This is a genomic window from Pseudomonas sp. 10(2024) (assembly GCF_045164175.1).
Taxonomy (GTDB): Bacteria; Pseudomonadota; Gammaproteobacteria; order Pseudomonadales; family Pseudomonadaceae; genus Aquipseudomonas; species Aquipseudomonas alloputida.
Genome location: NZ_CP174006.1, coordinates 324,418 through 339,047, shown reverse-complemented (window position 1 = coordinate 339,047; position 14,630 = coordinate 324,418). Strand labels below are relative to the sequence as shown.

13 protein-coding genes are annotated in these 14,630 nt (G+C 61.5%); 7 read left to right on the top strand and 6 right to left on the bottom strand.

Features of this window, described 5'->3' with window-relative positions; genetic code table 11:
• Positions 1 to 10: 10 nt before the first annotated feature.
• The 5 genes from ACI7M0_RS01460 to ACI7M0_RS01440 form a co-directional block, all read right to left on the bottom strand.
• Positions 11 to 1,243: an electron transfer flavoprotein subunit alpha/FixB family protein gene (locus ACI7M0_RS01460; RefSeq protein WP_129932081.1), complete on the bottom strand. Its 1,233-nt coding sequence runs from the start codon at positions 1,241 to 1,243 to the stop codon at positions 11 to 13.
• Positions 1,243 to 3,195 carry a dimethylglycine demethylation protein DgcB gene (gene dgcB / locus ACI7M0_RS01455; RefSeq protein ID WP_129932080.1) on the bottom strand — a complete coding sequence of 651 codons (1,953 nt, stop codon included), beginning with the start codon at positions 3,193 to 3,195 and terminating at the stop codon, positions 1,243 to 1,245. Before dgcB ends, ACI7M0_RS01460 begins: the two co-directional genes overlap by 1 nt.
• A 178-nt stretch (positions 3,196 to 3,373) precedes the next feature.
• On the bottom strand, positions 3,374 to 5,434 hold the full coding sequence (dgcA, locus tag ACI7M0_RS01450; RefSeq protein WP_003255697.1) for a dimethylglycine demethylation protein DgcA: 2,061 nt from the start codon (positions 5,432 to 5,434) through the stop codon (positions 3,374 to 3,376).
• Positions 5,435 to 5,449: 15 nt separating this feature from the next.
• On the bottom strand, positions 5,450 to 5,980 hold the full coding sequence (locus tag ACI7M0_RS01445; RefSeq protein WP_003255698.1) for a DUF5943 domain-containing protein: 531 nt from the start codon (positions 5,978 to 5,980) through the stop codon (positions 5,450 to 5,452).
• Between the two features lie 75 nt (positions 5,981 to 6,055).
• A complete protein-coding gene (locus ACI7M0_RS01440) occupies positions 6,056 to 7,033 on the bottom strand; it encodes a dipeptidase (protein ID WP_003255700.1) in 978 nt (325 codons plus the stop codon).
• 285 nt (positions 7,034 to 7,318) lie between these two features.
• On the opposite strand from ACI7M0_RS01440, the gene ACI7M0_RS01435 reads away from it, so the two are divergent.
• From ACI7M0_RS01435 to ACI7M0_RS01425, 3 genes are all read left to right on the top strand, one after another.
• Positions 7,319 to 7,735 (top strand): lysozyme inhibitor LprI family protein, encoded by a 417-nt coding sequence (locus ACI7M0_RS01435; RefSeq protein ID WP_129932079.1) that lies wholly within the window; start codon positions 7,319 to 7,321, stop codon positions 7,733 to 7,735.
• A 138-nt stretch (positions 7,736 to 7,873) separates the two neighbouring features.
• Entirely contained in the window at positions 7,874 to 8,566 is a 693-nt protein-coding gene (locus tag ACI7M0_RS01430; protein ID WP_129932078.1) for a hypothetical protein, read from the top strand.
• Positions 8,567 to 8,639: 73 nt separating this feature from the next.
• Positions 8,640 to 9,257, top strand: coding sequence for a hypothetical protein (locus ACI7M0_RS01425; protein ID WP_129932077.1), 618 nt, complete (start codon positions 8,640 to 8,642; stop codon positions 9,255 to 9,257).
• Between the two features lie 3 nt (positions 9,258 to 9,260).
• Here ACI7M0_RS01425 and ACI7M0_RS01420 read toward each other — a convergent pair whose 3' ends face one another.
• Positions 9,261 to 10,208: a GlxA family transcriptional regulator gene (locus ACI7M0_RS01420; protein WP_129932076.1), complete on the bottom strand. Its 948-nt coding sequence runs from the start codon at positions 10,206 to 10,208 to the stop codon at positions 9,261 to 9,263.
• 144 nt (positions 10,209 to 10,352) lie between these two features.
• On the opposite strand from ACI7M0_RS01420, the gene choX reads away from it, so the two are divergent.
• The 4 genes from choX (at position 10,353) to ACI7M0_RS01400 (ending at position 13,918) form a co-directional block, all read left to right on the top strand.
• Positions 10,353 to 11,297 (top strand): choline ABC transporter substrate-binding protein, encoded by a 945-nt coding sequence (choX, locus tag ACI7M0_RS01415; protein ID WP_129932075.1) that lies wholly within the window; start codon positions 10,353 to 10,355, stop codon positions 11,295 to 11,297.
• 123 nt (positions 11,298 to 11,420) lie between these two features.
• A complete protein-coding gene (locus ACI7M0_RS01410) occupies positions 11,421 to 12,305 on the top strand; it encodes a 3-keto-5-aminohexanoate cleavage protein (protein WP_010951668.1) in 885 nt (294 codons plus the stop codon).
• A 166-nt stretch (positions 12,306 to 12,471) separates the two neighbouring features.
• Positions 12,472 to 13,437: an L-carnitine dehydrogenase gene (locus ACI7M0_RS01405; RefSeq protein WP_129932074.1), complete on the top strand. Its 966-nt coding sequence runs from the start codon at positions 12,472 to 12,474 to the stop codon at positions 13,435 to 13,437.
• Between the two features lie 10 nt (positions 13,438 to 13,447).
• A complete protein-coding gene (locus ACI7M0_RS01400) occupies positions 13,448 to 13,918 on the top strand; it encodes a thioesterase family protein (RefSeq protein ID WP_129932073.1) in 471 nt (156 codons plus the stop codon).
• The last annotated feature ends 712 nt before the right edge of the window (positions 13,919 to 14,630 follow it).

Here is a 14,630-nt window from a genome sequence, read left to right as displayed (position 1 = left end):
GCTCGTGCCCTTATGCCGCGTCGCGCTGGCCGCCGCTGCGGTAGTTGTCCACAGCCTCGATCAGCGCCTTGAGAATCGCCGAGCTGTCGCCAATCACCGACAGGTCAGCCCGTTTGATCATGTCGCAGCCCGGATCCATGTTGATCGCCACCACCTTGTCGCAGGCACCGATACCCTGCAGGTGCTGGATCGCGCCCGAGATACCCACAGCCACGTAGACACGCGCGGTAACCCAGGTGCCGGTAGCCCCCACCTGGCGGTTGCGCGGCATGAAGCCGTCGTCCACCGCCACCCGCGAGGCACCTTCGGTAGCGCCGAGGGCTGCGGTGGCCTTGTGGTACAGGTCCCAGTCCTTGACACCGTTGCCGCCCGAGACGATGAACTCCGCTTCGGCCATGGCAATGGTGGCCGGGTCGACGGCCACCGAGCCAAGGTCTTCGATGCGCGGCAGGCTGCGCACCACACTTATGGACAACTCCACCGGCAACGCTTCGTGACGGGTTTCGCTGACCGGCTCGGCGCACTCGGCCGCCGCCAGGATCAGGCGCGGCACAGTGCGTTGCAGGTCTTGCTGGCCGGCGCCGGCGCGGCCGATGCACTGGCCGTCCTTGACCTGCCATACCCGCGTTGCCGGGCGCTCGCCCAGCGCGGCGCCCAGGCGCCGACCCAGTTCGCCGCCACCGGTGCGGCTGTCAGGCAGCAGCCAGTGGCGCGGAGCGAACTGGTTATCCACAGCCCGCAGGCCTTGCACCAGTTGCTCCGGTGCATAACCTTCAAAGGCCTCGCCTTCGATAACCAGCAGGCGATCGACACCGGCTGTGGAAAAGTTGCTTTCCTTGTGCTCGTTGAACACCACGGCCAGCACCGCCCCGTCGCTGCCGGCCAGGCTGTGGGCCAGGCCAAGCAGGTCGCGGTCGTGGCTGCTCAGGCGGCCGCCAACCATGTCCGGCACGACGGCAATGTAGAACGCCGGCGCCGCCACCTGGTGCAGTGGCAACTTGACCTCGGCTGCTGCCGTGCGCCGCCCGCCCGCGCCGGTGCCCTGCTGGGCGCCGCTGCGGTCGATGCGCTTGATGCCGGCCGGGCCGACAAAGCCTGCGGCAATCGCATGTGGGTTCTTGCGGATGATGCCGTTGGGCCCCATCCAGCTGGTCTGTTGCGTCTGCATCGCGGCATGCAGCGGGTGCAGACGGTTACGGGCGATCCACTCGGCGCGTGGATCGCGGCGGATAATGTCGCTCATCAGTGCACCTCCGCAGGTTCACGTTTAGCCGTTTGCGGCTTTGGGACAGTGGATGCGTCCTCCTCGATCAGCACGTCGGCCACCAGTTCGGCCAAGTCCTTGATCTGTGGGCGCGGCTCGACCACGCCTTCAAGCATGGCGGTGCACTGCGGGCAACCCACGGCTACCAGCTCGGCCTCGGTCTCACGGATGTCGTCCATGCGCATATCGGGAATACGCTGCTTGCCAGGGATGTCAGTGATCGGCGCACCGCCACCACCACCGCAGCAACGGGAACGGAAGCCCGAGCGCTGCATCTCGCGCACCTCGATACCCAGCGCCTTGAGCACTTCGCGCGGGGCTTCGTACTCGCCGTTGTAGCGGCCCAGGTAGCACGGATCGTGGTAGGTGACGCTGCCGCCCTTGTGCTGGCCCAGGTTCAGCTTCTTGGCCGCGATCAGTTCGGCGATGTAGGTGCTGTGGTGCTGCACCTGGTAGTCACCGCCCAGGGCGCCGTATTCGTTCTTCAGCACATGGAAGCTGTGCGGATCGCAGGTGACGATGCGCTGGAACTTGTACTTGGCCAGGGTCTGGATGTTGCGCTTGGCCAGTTGCTGGAAGGTTGCCTCATCGCCCAGGCGGCGCGCCACGTCGCCGCTGTCGCGCTCTTCCAGGCCGAGTACGGCGAAGTCCACACCCGAGGCTTTCAATACTTTGACAAACGAACGCAAAGTGCGCTGGTTACGCATGTCGAAGGCACCATCACCGACCCAGAACAACACTTCGGTCGCTTTCACTTCAGACAGCAGCTGCAGGTTAAGGTCGGCAGCCCAGTTCATGCGCCCGCCGGGGGCGAAGCCGCCGGGGTTGTCGGTGGCGATCAGGTTGTCCAGCACCTCGGCGCCCTTGTTCGGGGTGGCGCCCTTTTCCAGGGTGAGGTGGCGGCGCATGTCGACGATGGCATCGACGTGCTCGATCATCATCGGGCACTCCTCGACGCAGGCACGGCAGGTGGTGCAGGACCACAGCGTCTCGGCGTCGACCAGGCCATTGACGATCGGCTGGTGTGGATTGCCACCGTGTTCGCCGATTGGTTTGCCAGGGTATGGGCTACCGGCGAATTGCGCGTCAGTGCCACCGGCAAGGCCGATGACCATGTCCTGGATGAGTTTTTTCGGGTTCAGCGGCTGGCCAGCGGCAAAGGCCGGGCACATGGCTTCACATTTACCGCACTGCACGCAGGCATCGAAGCCCAGCAGCTGGTTCCAGGTGAAGTCCACCGGCTTTTCCACGCCAAGGGGCGCGTTGGGGTCTTCCAGGTCCAGCGGCTTGAGGCCGGTGGAGCGGCCGCCGCCGAAGCGTTCGGCACGGCGGTGCCAGGCCAGGTGCAAGGCACCGGCGAAGGCGTGCTTCATCGGGCCGCCCCAGGTCATGCCAAAGAACAGCTCCGACACACCCCACAGCACGCCCAGGCCCAGAATCGCGACCATCACCCAACCACCGGTGTTGGCCGGCAGGATTCCGGCGACCGGCAGGGTGGCAATGAAGAAGCTCACGGCGAACGCCAGCAAACTCTTCGGCAGGCGCATCCACGGGCCCTTGGACAGGCGAGAGGGCGGGTTGAGGCGGCGTTTGAAGACAAAGATGGCACCGGTGAACATGATCACCGTGGCGATCAGCAGTGCGTAGCCGAGGATCTTGCTCTGCAGGCCAAAACCATGCACCAGAATGGCCAGGACAGCAGACAGCACAAAGCCGCCCGCAGTGGCCACGTGGGTCTTGGACATGTATTTGTCGCGCTCAACCACGTGGTGCAGGTCCACCAAGTAGCGGCGCGGCATGGCCAGCAGGCCGCCGATCAGGTTGACCTTGGACGGCCGGCCACGGCGCCACATGCGCACCCGGCGCAAGGCACCGAGCACTGCCAGGCCAAGGGCAGCGAACAGCAGGATGGGTAGAAGGGTGTTCAACATGGGAGACTCCCACAAACAGCTGGATTCTTGCGCCGACCAGAGGGCGAGACTGGCCCCATGTAAGAGCAGGTTCACCCGCGAATGCGTCCGGTCAGGCAACAGTGTTGTCAGTGCTGACGCATTCGCGGGTAAACCCGCTCCTACAGGGATCGCGCCCGATGGCGGCGACTGTTAACGATCAGAAGTCCTTGCACAGGCGCAAGGCGTCGTAGATCGCCGCATGCACGTTGCGCTGGGCCACGCAGTCGCCGATGCGGTACAGCAGGTAGCCTTCGCCCGGCTGGCTGAGGATCGGCTGTGGCTTGATGGCGAACAGCGCCTCCACGTCGATCTGGCCCTTGTTGCGCGAACCTTCCTTGAGCGCGTAGTACAGCTCTTCGTCAGGACGCACGCCGTTTTCAACCACGACTTGATCGACCACGCGCTCTTCCTTGGCGCCGGTGTATTCGTTCTCCAGTACCGCCACCAGCTTGTCGCCTTCGCGGTAGACCTTTTCCAGCATCATGTCGCCGGTCATGATCACTTCTTTGGGGTACATGCTGCGGTAGTAGGTGGGGAAGGTGGTACCACCCATGGCCACACCTGGCTTGATGTCGTCGGTGACGATCTCGACCTGGCTACCCTTGTCGGCGATGAAGTCGGCGACCGACATACCGGTGAATTCGCAGATGGTGTCGTACACCAGCACGTTCTTGCCCGGCGCTACCTTGCCATCGAGCACATCCCAGCTGCTGACCACCAGCCCTTCAGCGGCGCCCCAGTGCTCGTTCTGTTCCAGGAACGAGTGCCCACCTACGGCCAGCACGATGACGTCCGGGCGCAGGTCCTGGATGGCGGCCACATCAGCGGCAGTGCCCAGGCGCAAGTCGACTTTCAGGCGAGCCAGCTCAAGCTGGTACCAGCGTGTGATACCGGCAATCTGGTCACGCTGCGGGGCCTTGGCGGCAATGGTGATCTGCCCGCCAATCTGGTCCCTCTTCTCGAACAGGGTCACGTCGTGGCCGCGTTCAGCAGCCACGCGGGCCGCTTCCATGCCGGCAGGGCCTGCGCCAACCACCACCACCTTGCGCTTGACGCCGGTGGTCTTCTCGATGATGTGCGGCACACCCATGTACTCACGGGAGGTCGCGGCGTTCTGGATGCACAGCACATCCAGGCCCTGGTACTGGCGGTCGATGCAGTAGTTGGCACCGACGCACTGCTTGATCTGGTCGATCTGGCCCATCTTGATCTTGGCGATCAGGTGCGGGTCGGCCATGTGCGCACGGGTCATGCCGACCATGTCCACGTAGCCGCCTTCAAGAATGCGCGTGGCCTGGTTCGGGTCTTTGATGTTCTGCGCGTGCAGCACCGGGACCTTGACCACTTCCTTGATACCGGCCGCCAGGTGCAGGAACGGCTCCGGCGGGTAGCTCATGTTGGGGATGACGTTGGCCAGGGTGTTGTGGGTATCGCAACCCGAGCCGACCACGCCGATGAAGTCGAGCATGCCGGTGGCGTCGTAGTAGGCAGCGATCTGCTTCATGTCCTCGTGGCTGAGGCCATCAGGGTGGAACTCGTCACCACAGATACGCATGCCCACGCAGAAGTCGTCACCCACTTCGGCGCGTACGGCTTTCAATACTTCCAGGCCGAATTTCATGCGGCCTTCAAAGGTGCCGCCCCATTCGTCGGTACGCTTGTTGACCCGTGGGCTCCAGAACTGGTCGATCATGTGCTGGTGCACTGCCGACAATTCCACGCCGTCCAGGCCGCCCTCTTTGGCGCGACGCGCAGCCTGCGCGTAGTTGCCGATTACCCGCCAGATCTCTTCCACCTCGATGGTTTTGCAGGTGGCGCGGTGCACAGGTTCGCGAATGCCCGATGGCGACATCAGCGTCGGCCAGTTGAAGCCGTCCCAGCGCGAGCGACGGCCCATGTGGGTAATCTGGATCATGATCTTGGCGCCATGCTTGTGCATGGCGTCGGCAAGGTTCTGGAAGTGCGGGATGATGCGGTCGGTCGACAGGTTGACCGATGCCCACCATTCCTGCGGGCTGTCGATGGCCACCACCGACGAGCCGCCACAGATGGCCAGGCCGATGCCGCCCTTGGCCTTCTCTTCGTAGTACTTCACATAGCGGTCGGTCGTCATGCCGCCGTCAGTGGCGTAGACCTCGGCATGCGCGGTGCTGAGCACACGGTTGCGGATGGTCAGTTTGCCGATCTGGATCGGCTGGAACATTGCTTCGAATGCCATGACGCTATCTCCGGCTTACAACGGCTTTGTAACGAACAGGCCATCTTCGTGGCCTTCTTCCGACCCGCCATAGACCTGCTCGGCCACGGTGCGGATCTTGCTGCCGCGGGCAGCGAGAATCTGGTCCATCGCGCCAGCGAACCAGCCGGTGAACATGTAGTCGACCTTGCGGCCGCACTTGCCATAGACGTACACGAACGCAGAGTGCTTGAGCTTGACGCTGCAGGTACCTTTATCCAGGTCGATATCCTGGATCTCGAACAGGCCCCAGCCACGCTGGCTCAGGCGCTTCATGTAGTGCTCGAACACCGCCACGCCTTCCAGGCCATGGCACTCGGCCTCTTTTTCACACCAGTGCCAGGCAGACTTGTAGCCAGCCTTGTAGAGGATCTCGGCATAGGCGTCGGCGCCCAGCACTTCCTCGATGCCCATATGGTTATTGACGAAGAAATGCCGAGGCACATACAGCATCGGCAAGGCGTCGCTGGTCCAGACACCGGTCTCGCTGTCGACTTCGATTGGCAATTGCGGGGCGATCTTGGCCATGGAAACTCAACTCCATAAAATTTTTTGTGGGTGCCCCGGCGTTGCTGGCAGGGGCTATCAGGCTTGGAGAGCGGCTTACTCGCCCCAGACATCCTTGAGGACGTTTACCCAGTTCTCGCCCATGATCTTGCGCACCACGCGCTCGGAATGGCCGCGTTTGAGCAAGGTCTCGGTGAGGTTGGGGAATTCGCCGACGGTGCGAATGCCCAGCGGGTTGATGATCTTGCCGAAGTTGGTCAGGCGGCGGGCGTAGCCCTTGTCATGGGTCAGGTATTCGAAGAAGTCCTGGCCGTGACCCTGGGTGAAGTCGGTACCGATACCGATGGCGTCTTCACCGACGATATTCATGGTGTACTCGATGGCCTCGGCGTAGTCATCGATGGTCGAGTCAATGCCTTTGGCCAGGAACGGCGCGAACATGGTGACGCCGACGAAACCGCCGTGATCGGCGATGAACTTCAGCTCTTCGTCCGACTTGTTGCGCGGGTGCTCTTTCAGGCCCGAGGGCAGGCAGTGCGAGTAGCACACCGGCTTTTTCGATTCGAGGATGACTTCTTCGGAAGTCTTGGAGCCGACGTGGGACAGGTCGCACATGATGCCGACACGGTTCATCTCGGCAACGATCTCGCGACCGAAGCCGGACAGCCCGCCGTCACGCTCGTAGCAGCCGGTGCCAACCAGGTTCTGGGTGTTGTAGCACATCTGCACGATGCCCACGCCCAGCTGCTTGAACACGTCCACATAAGCGATCTGGTCCTCGAACGCATGGGCGTTCTGGAAGCCGAAGAGGATGCCGGTCTTGCCCAGCTCCTTGGCCTTGCGGATGTCGGCGGTGGTGCGCACCGGCATCACCAGGTCGCTGTTGTCGCGGATCAGCTTCTGGCTGGACGCGATGTTGTCGACGGTAGCCTTGAACCCTTCCCAGACCGACACCGTGCAGTTGGCCGCAGTGAGGCCGCCTTTGCGCATGTCTTCGAACAGCTCGCGGTTCCATTTGGCGATGATCAGGCCATCGATGACGATGCTGTCGGCGTGTAGTTCGGCTGGGCTCATCAGGCTGTCCCCTTTTATAGAGTTGGGTCGCGCCAAACCTTCTGCCGGCGCTTTGAGGCCAGCATATGCCTGTGCCCCGAGGCGCCCCGGTGCAAAAACGACAGGGGGTTTGCCGAAAGCGTCAATGCGCGACAAGAGCGCGTCTGGCGCGTGTTCCGGGGATGAGAGACAGTCTCGATAACGACATTCGCAGCCGGTACATGAACATTTGGTCAGGGAGCTACCACCTGGCCTCTGGCTGAGCGAGAATCCCTGCGATTCGACAGCCTGTTGAGGAGAAAACGGATGAAATCAATGGCATGGCTGGTGCTGCTGGCCATCGTGAGCGGGGCCCAGGCCAGTGAGGACGAAAGCACACCTTGCGACAATGTGGAGACCGACCAGCAAACCTTCGCCTGTGCAGCATTCAACAAGCAGGTCGCCGAGCGTGAGCTGCAGTCGGCCTATGACGACCTGATCGAGCGCATGCGTGATCAGTTTGGCGACGAGGCAGGCCTGATGTCGCGAATAGAGGCAGCCGAGAAAGTCTGGAGCCAACTGCGCGATGCAGACTGCAAGGTCGAAACCCATGCTGAACAACCCGGCAGCAACGCCTACCAGATCGCCTGGAACAGCTGCATTGCACAGCGCAGCGATGAGCGGGCGGAGTATTTGCGCAGCCTGGGCTCGCAAAACAGTGACGAGCCGGCACCCGAAGATTGATCAGCACGCGCGAGTGAAGGATCAACTCCAGAGGAACAACATGCCGCTGATGCCCCCTGCGTAATTACTCGATAGTGCCCTCAGACCACGTGCTCACCATGTGTGTCTTGGAACTCACAACTATCAAGGAATTACAAAGTGGCTGACATCAAAGTTGAAATGGAAAAAATCCGCAAAGAGGGTCAAGAGCGCGTAGCCGCTACCGGCCAGACCATCTGCATCTTCGCTGACAATGTGCCTGCCAACATTGCAGAAGACATCCTGGCCGGCATGCGCTTGATGACCGAACTGGCCAACAAGAAGTTCGACAAGGAGACCCAGCAGCGCGAGTGGTACAACTTCTACAACGATGGCCTGATCAAGTTTGGCTGGACCATGACGGGCGCAGCACATGCCGAAGATGCCATTGATGAGGACAACCTGACCCTGGCAGAGCTGATTACCAAGTCCGTCACCATCAGCGTCTCCGCGGACCCTCGTCGCGCCGCCTGCGCCAGGCGTGTTCTGCAAATTGTCGTGCAGAAACCGGAAGTCAAGGCGCACCTGGAAAAGCACAGCCATAGCGAAACCGGCAAATCGAGCAACTTCGTGGTCGCCCAGTGCGAAATGACGCCACAAGGCCTGCCTGCGATGCACATGACCAGCTTCCAGGCCAGCTACGACTCGAGAGTCGAGCGTGAAGGCGCCCTGACCCGCAAGGTGGACAAAACCTCTACCCGCGTCTATCGCGCTTCGCAACAAGGCACGTTCAGCGTTCGTCACTTCGACGCTGCGCGTGACCTTGTGAATGAGAAGATCAAAGGCGACCTCGGCGCGTTTCTCGCTATCTGATTAGCGAGGCCGGGTACCAGAGCGCGCTGGTACCCGGTTCTGGTCATCTGCATCCATCGAGGAGCAATGCCACATGGACGATACGAGCCTGGACACCCGAATATTCGAGGAGCGGCTAAGCATCAAGCCTGCGCCCTGGCTGACACTCGACACATGGGAAGATTTGCAGCTATGCCTGCGTTATTCGCAAGCAGTAGCCAATGAAAAATACTCGATGGAAACCCAGCCTCAGCAATGGTTCACTGTCGCTATCGCCACCTTGCAATCATTGAAATTCACCCTGCTCGAACATACACATAAAACCATTGTGTATGAGCCGCACTTGCTTGCATTAAGCGATGTGTACAGTGGCTTTCTACCCCCACCGCGCGAAAAAGGGCCTTGGTTCAAGAGCCTCGACGAAAATGTTCAAGCCGCTCTGCAGTCGGCAGGTACGCGTACCTTCACCGTCATGAACGCCTCTTCACATCTCAGTATCGAAATGGACCATGAAGGGGACCAGGTCCCGGTTGCGATCCTGTTCTATGCCTACTGCATTACCGACCCGGTCGAGCCCACCAGAAAGTTGAACCTGATATTCGACCACCTGGGTGCACGCTTCAATGCAGCGGGTTTCGCCCCGCTTCGCAAGGATCTGCAAGCAAGGAATCGCGAAAAGCTAAGGGCCATTCTCGAGCGTGAACTGGATTGAAGCTCACTTTGTACCGCTGGGCCGTCGCTCCTCCCGCGGGCACCGTCCAAACCTCAGCTTGTAGCGCCGCGTGAAATAGGATGGCAGTTCAAACCCGCACGCAAGGCTGACTTCAGTCACCGACATGTCGGTCTGGGCCAACAGCTGGCGCGCCTTGTCCAGCCGTAACCCGAGATAGAAACCGCTCGGTGTTGCATCCAGGTGCATGCGAAACAAACGCTCCAGTTGACGCCTTGTCACCTTGATCGCGGCAGCCAGTTCCAGCGTACTCAGCGGTGGCTCGATGTGTTTTTCCATTTCGCCAATGGCATGGACCAGCTTCTTGTTACTGATGCCATAACGTGCACCGATCTGCATGCGCTGGTGGTCCTGGCGCTGACGGATACGACCCAGCACGAACTGCTCGGACACCTTGACCGCCAGTTCGCTGCCGTGAGACTGGGCAATCAGGTGCAGCATCAAATCGATCGAGGCCGTTCCGCCGGCACAGGTGATGCGGCTGCGGTCGATCTCGAACAGCTCCTGGGTGGCTTGAAGGCCTGGATAGCGTTCCTTGAATGCCTCCAGCGCCTCCCAATGCAATGTCGCCCGGTAGCCCTCGAGCAGCCCTGCCTCGGCCAGCACCATCGCGCCCGTGTCGATGCCACCGAGCATGACAGCTCCGTGGTTGAGCCGGCGCAACGCATGCAGCAGTTTGGGTGCGACATTGGCCAGTGGTTCGAAGCCCGCGACCACCAGCAGGATGTTGGCCGGCTCGCCCTCCCCCAAGGCGGCATCGGCATTGATCGACATGCCATTGCTCGCCAGCACCGCCTCACCGTCCAGGCTAAGCACCTGCCACCGGTACAACTGCCCACCAAAACGATTGGCCACCCGCAGTGGCTCCACTGCCGAAATGAACCCCATGGCAGAAAAGCCGGGCACCAACAGAAAGGCAATCGTCTCCATCATCCCCTCCTCCACAGAAACTGGTCGCCCCGGTGCTAATTCCTGTCGCTAGCGTGCGCTTGGGCAAGGTAGCGCCAGCGTAGCGTATTCACACGGTCCGCAGAGGCCGCCCTCAATAACAATATGCACTGCCGATGGAGAGCCACCATGCACAGCTTGATCCGCCGCAGCCTGTTGCCCCTTGCCCTGAGCAGCATCGTCGCCACCCCGCTTTTCGCCGCCGAGCCCGCCGCCTGCAAAAACGTGCGCCTTGGCGTGGTCAACTGGACCGACGTCATTGCCACCAGCGCCATGGCCCAGGTACTGCTCGACGGCCTGGGGTACCAGACCAAACAGACCAGTGCCTCGCAACAGATCATCTTCGCCGGCATACGCGACAAACGCCTGGACATGTTCCTGGGTTACTGGAACCCGATCATGACCCAGACCATCACCCCGTTCGTCGAAGCCAACCAGGTCAAAGTGCTGGACAAGCCAAGCCTGGAGGACGCGCGCGCCACCTTGGCCGTGCCGAAATACCTCTACGACAAGGGCCTGAAGACCTTCGCCGACATCCACAAGTTCGAGAAGGAGCTGGGCGGCAAGATCTATGGCATCGAACCGGGTTCCGGCGCCAACACCCAGATCAAGGCAATGATCACCAAGAACCAGTTCGACCTGGGCAAGTTCCAGCTGGTCGAGTCCAGCGAGGCCGGCATGCTCGCCGCCGTCGACCGCGCAGTGCGGCGCAAGGAGGCCGTGGTGTTCTTCGGCTGGGCGCCACACCCGATGAACGTGAACATCGACATGGCCTACCTGGGTGACAGCCAGGATGCGCTTGGGCCTGACGAAGGCCGTGCGACGGTGTGGACGGTGACGGCGCCGGACTATGCCGAACGCTGCCCCAATGCCCACCGCCTGCTGGCCAACCTGAAGTTCAGCGCCGAGGACGAGAGCCGCATGATGCAGCCGCTGCTCGACCACAAGGATGCGCTGGAATCGGCCCGCCAGTGGCTCAAGGACCACCCCGAGGACAAAGCCCGCTGGCTTGAGGGTGTGACCACCTTCGATGGCAAGCCGGCTGCGGACAACCTCAAGCTTACCGCCAACTGACAGGGCCCTTTCGCGGGCACGCCCGCTCCCACAGGTACAGCGCCACACTCGGGATCACATTGATCCTGTGGGAGCGGGCATGCCCGCGAAAAAGCCAACACCGACATCACAAGGAACTGCACCATGAACCACGACGTCATCATCACCTGCGCCCTCACCGGCGCCGGCGACACCGCCTCGAAAAGCCACCTGGTCCCGGTCACCCCCAAACAGATCGCCGAATCCGCCGTAGAGGCCGCCAAGGCCGGCGCCACCGTGGTCCACTGCCACGTCCGCGACCCGCAGACCGGCCGTTTCAGCCGCGATGTGGCGCTGTACCGCGAAGTCATGGAGCGTATCCGCGAAGCCGACGTGGACATCATCGTCAACCTCACCGCCGGCATGGGCGGCGACCTGGAAATCGGCCCGGGTGAAACGCCGCTGGCGTTCGGCCCGGGCACCGACCTGATCGGCCCGCTGGAGCGCCTGGCCCATGTCGAAGCACTGTTGCCGGAAATCTGCACCCTCGACTGCGGCACCCTCAACTTCGGCGATGGCAACTCGATCTACGTGTCCACCCCGGCCCAACTGCGCGCCGGCGCCAAGCGCATTACCGAACTGGGGGTGAAGGCCGAACTGGAAATCTTCGACACCGGCCACCTGTGGTTCGCCAAGCAAATGATGAAGGAAGGCCTGCTCGAAGACCCGTTGTTCCAGCTGTGCCTGGGCATCCCGTGGGGCGCACCGGCTGACACCACCACCATGAAGGCCATGGTCGACAACCTGCCTGCCAACGTCACCTGGGCCGGCTTCGGCATCGGCCGCATGCAGATGCCCATGGCCGCGCAGGCCGTGTTGCTCGGCGGCAATGTGCGGGTGGGCCTGGAAGACAACTTGTATCTGGACCGTGGCGTGCTGGCCAGCAATGGCCAACTGGTGGAACGCGCAAGCGAGATCATCACCCGCATGGGTGGCCGCGTGCTCAGCCCGGCAGAAGGCCGGGAAAAAATGAACCTCAAGCGCCGCTGATCCTTTCAACGATCGCAAATGCGCCGAAGACCCTGTGGGAGCGGGCGTGCCCGCGAAGCAGGCAACGCGATGGATGGCACCGGCCGCGCCGGTGTTCGCGGGCATGCCCGCTCCCACAGGGTTAGCCATGAACCCTGATGACTGTGTTTTACCCTGAGGACTAGCTATGCCCTTTATCACTGAAATCAAAACCTTCGCCGCCCTGGGTAGCGGCGTGATCGGCAGCGGCTGGGTCGCCCGCGCCCTGGCCCATGGCCTGGATGTGGTGGCCTGGGACCCGGCGCCCGGCGCCGAACAGGCACTGCGCAAACGTGTCGCCAACGCCTGGCCGGCACTGGAAAAACAAGGCCTGGCCCCTGGCGCATCGCAAGGCCGCCTGAAGTTCGTGGCAACCATCGAGGAATGCGTGCGCAACGCCGATTTCATCCAGGAAAGCGCACCAGAGCGCCTGGACCTCAAGCTCGACCTGCACGCAAAAATCAGCGCCGCAGCCAAGCCTGATGCAATCATCGGCTCAAGCACTTCGGGCCTGTTGCCCAGCGAGTTCTACGAGTCGTCGACTCACCCTGAACGCTGCGTTGTCGGCCACCCGTTCAACCCGGTGTACCTGCTGCCGCTGGTCGAGATCGTCGGCGGTAGCCGCACCTCACCCGAGGCCATTGAAGCTGCCAAAACCATCTACACCGCACTCGGCATGCGCCCGCTGCATGTGCGCAAGGAAGTGCCAGGCTTCATCGCCGACCGCCTGCTCGAAGCGCTCTGGCGCGAGGCCTTGCACCTGGTCAACGACGGCGTTGCCACCACGGGCGAAATCGACGACGCGATTCGCTTCGGCGCAGGCTTGCGCTGGTCGTTCATGGGCACGTTTCTGACCTATACCCTGGCCGGTGGCGATGCCGGCATGCGCCACTTCATGTCACAGTTCGGCCCTGCCCTGAAGCTGCCCTGGACGTACCTGCCAGCACCGGAACTGACCGACAAGCTGATCGACGATGTGGTGAGCGGCACCTCGGAGCAACAGGGCGAGCGCAGCATCGCTGCACTGGAGCGCTACCGTGACGACACCCTGCTGGCGGTGCTCGAAGCGGTGAAAACCAGCAAGGCCAGCCACGGCATGTCATTCAGCGATTAAGGAGACCAAGATGCCCGCTCTGATCACTTACCGCACCACGGTCCAGGAGGACTGGGTCGATTACAACGGCCACCTGCGGGATGCCTTCTACCTGCTGATCTTCAGCTACGCGACCGATGCCCTGATGGAGCGCATTGGCCTGGACGCCGACAGCCGCGGGCAAAGCGGTAATTCACTGTTCACGCTGGAAGCGCATATCAATTATTTGCACGAGGTGAAGCTGGGCACCGAGGTGTGGGTGCAGACGCAGATCATCGGCTTTGATCGTAAGCGTCTTCACGTGTATCACAGCCTGCACCGGGCAGGGTTCGACGAGGTCCTGGCGGCGAGCGAGCAGATGTTACTGCACGTGGACCTGGCGGGGCCGCAGTCAGCGCCTTTTGGGCACACGACTGTTTGCCAATTGAATCATTTGGTAGAGCAACAGGAGGGGGCACTGGCGCCGCAATACATGGGGCGTACCATAAAACTTCCCTCTTGAGTGATCCGAGAGCGGGCGCCAGGGTTTCCATATCTAGGAAGCGCCATGGCGCCTTGAAAGTTCGCGCCACATCATTCTTATCCGCCGAACCTATCGGAACCCCTTGATTCTGCAGCTGCGGGTTGAGTGATAGGGTATGGCGCACTGCGACGTCCGCATCTGCGTATGGAAATTTGGCGCTATATGCCTGGATCCTCATCGTTATGCGAGGCCCCCATGTTATGCCCTATTTCGAGGGTTAACGCACCAAAGCAACTAATGGCCGAGAAAGCCGTCTCCATGGACGCTGGCGTTTTCGCGATACCACAGTAAATGCTAAACGTCGAAAGCATTGTTACCAGGTTGGCTCGCGCACCTTCTGACGGTCGAAAGGAACCTTAGCCCCTAGTGGCATCGACACGAATATCCCCAACAGTCTGTATGCTCCGAGGCTGTGCACCTCACAAAAATAAACACTGCATCCAATAAGCCAAACTTTGATTTTTCCAGTCTATATGCATCGACTCTCAACAACTTACATAAATAACGGTTGCAAAAAAATAACCCCGGAAAGCCGTGAGCTACCGGGGCCAAGAGCGAGCAACATCCACTGCGTGTGAGCGAGGGTGACCAAACCCTCTGTACCGTGAATGGCTTCAGTGTGCGTGCTTGCCTGGCAGGGGATTTAGTCGTAAACGACCTGTTCTTAGCCAAAGCAGCCATGGCGACATTC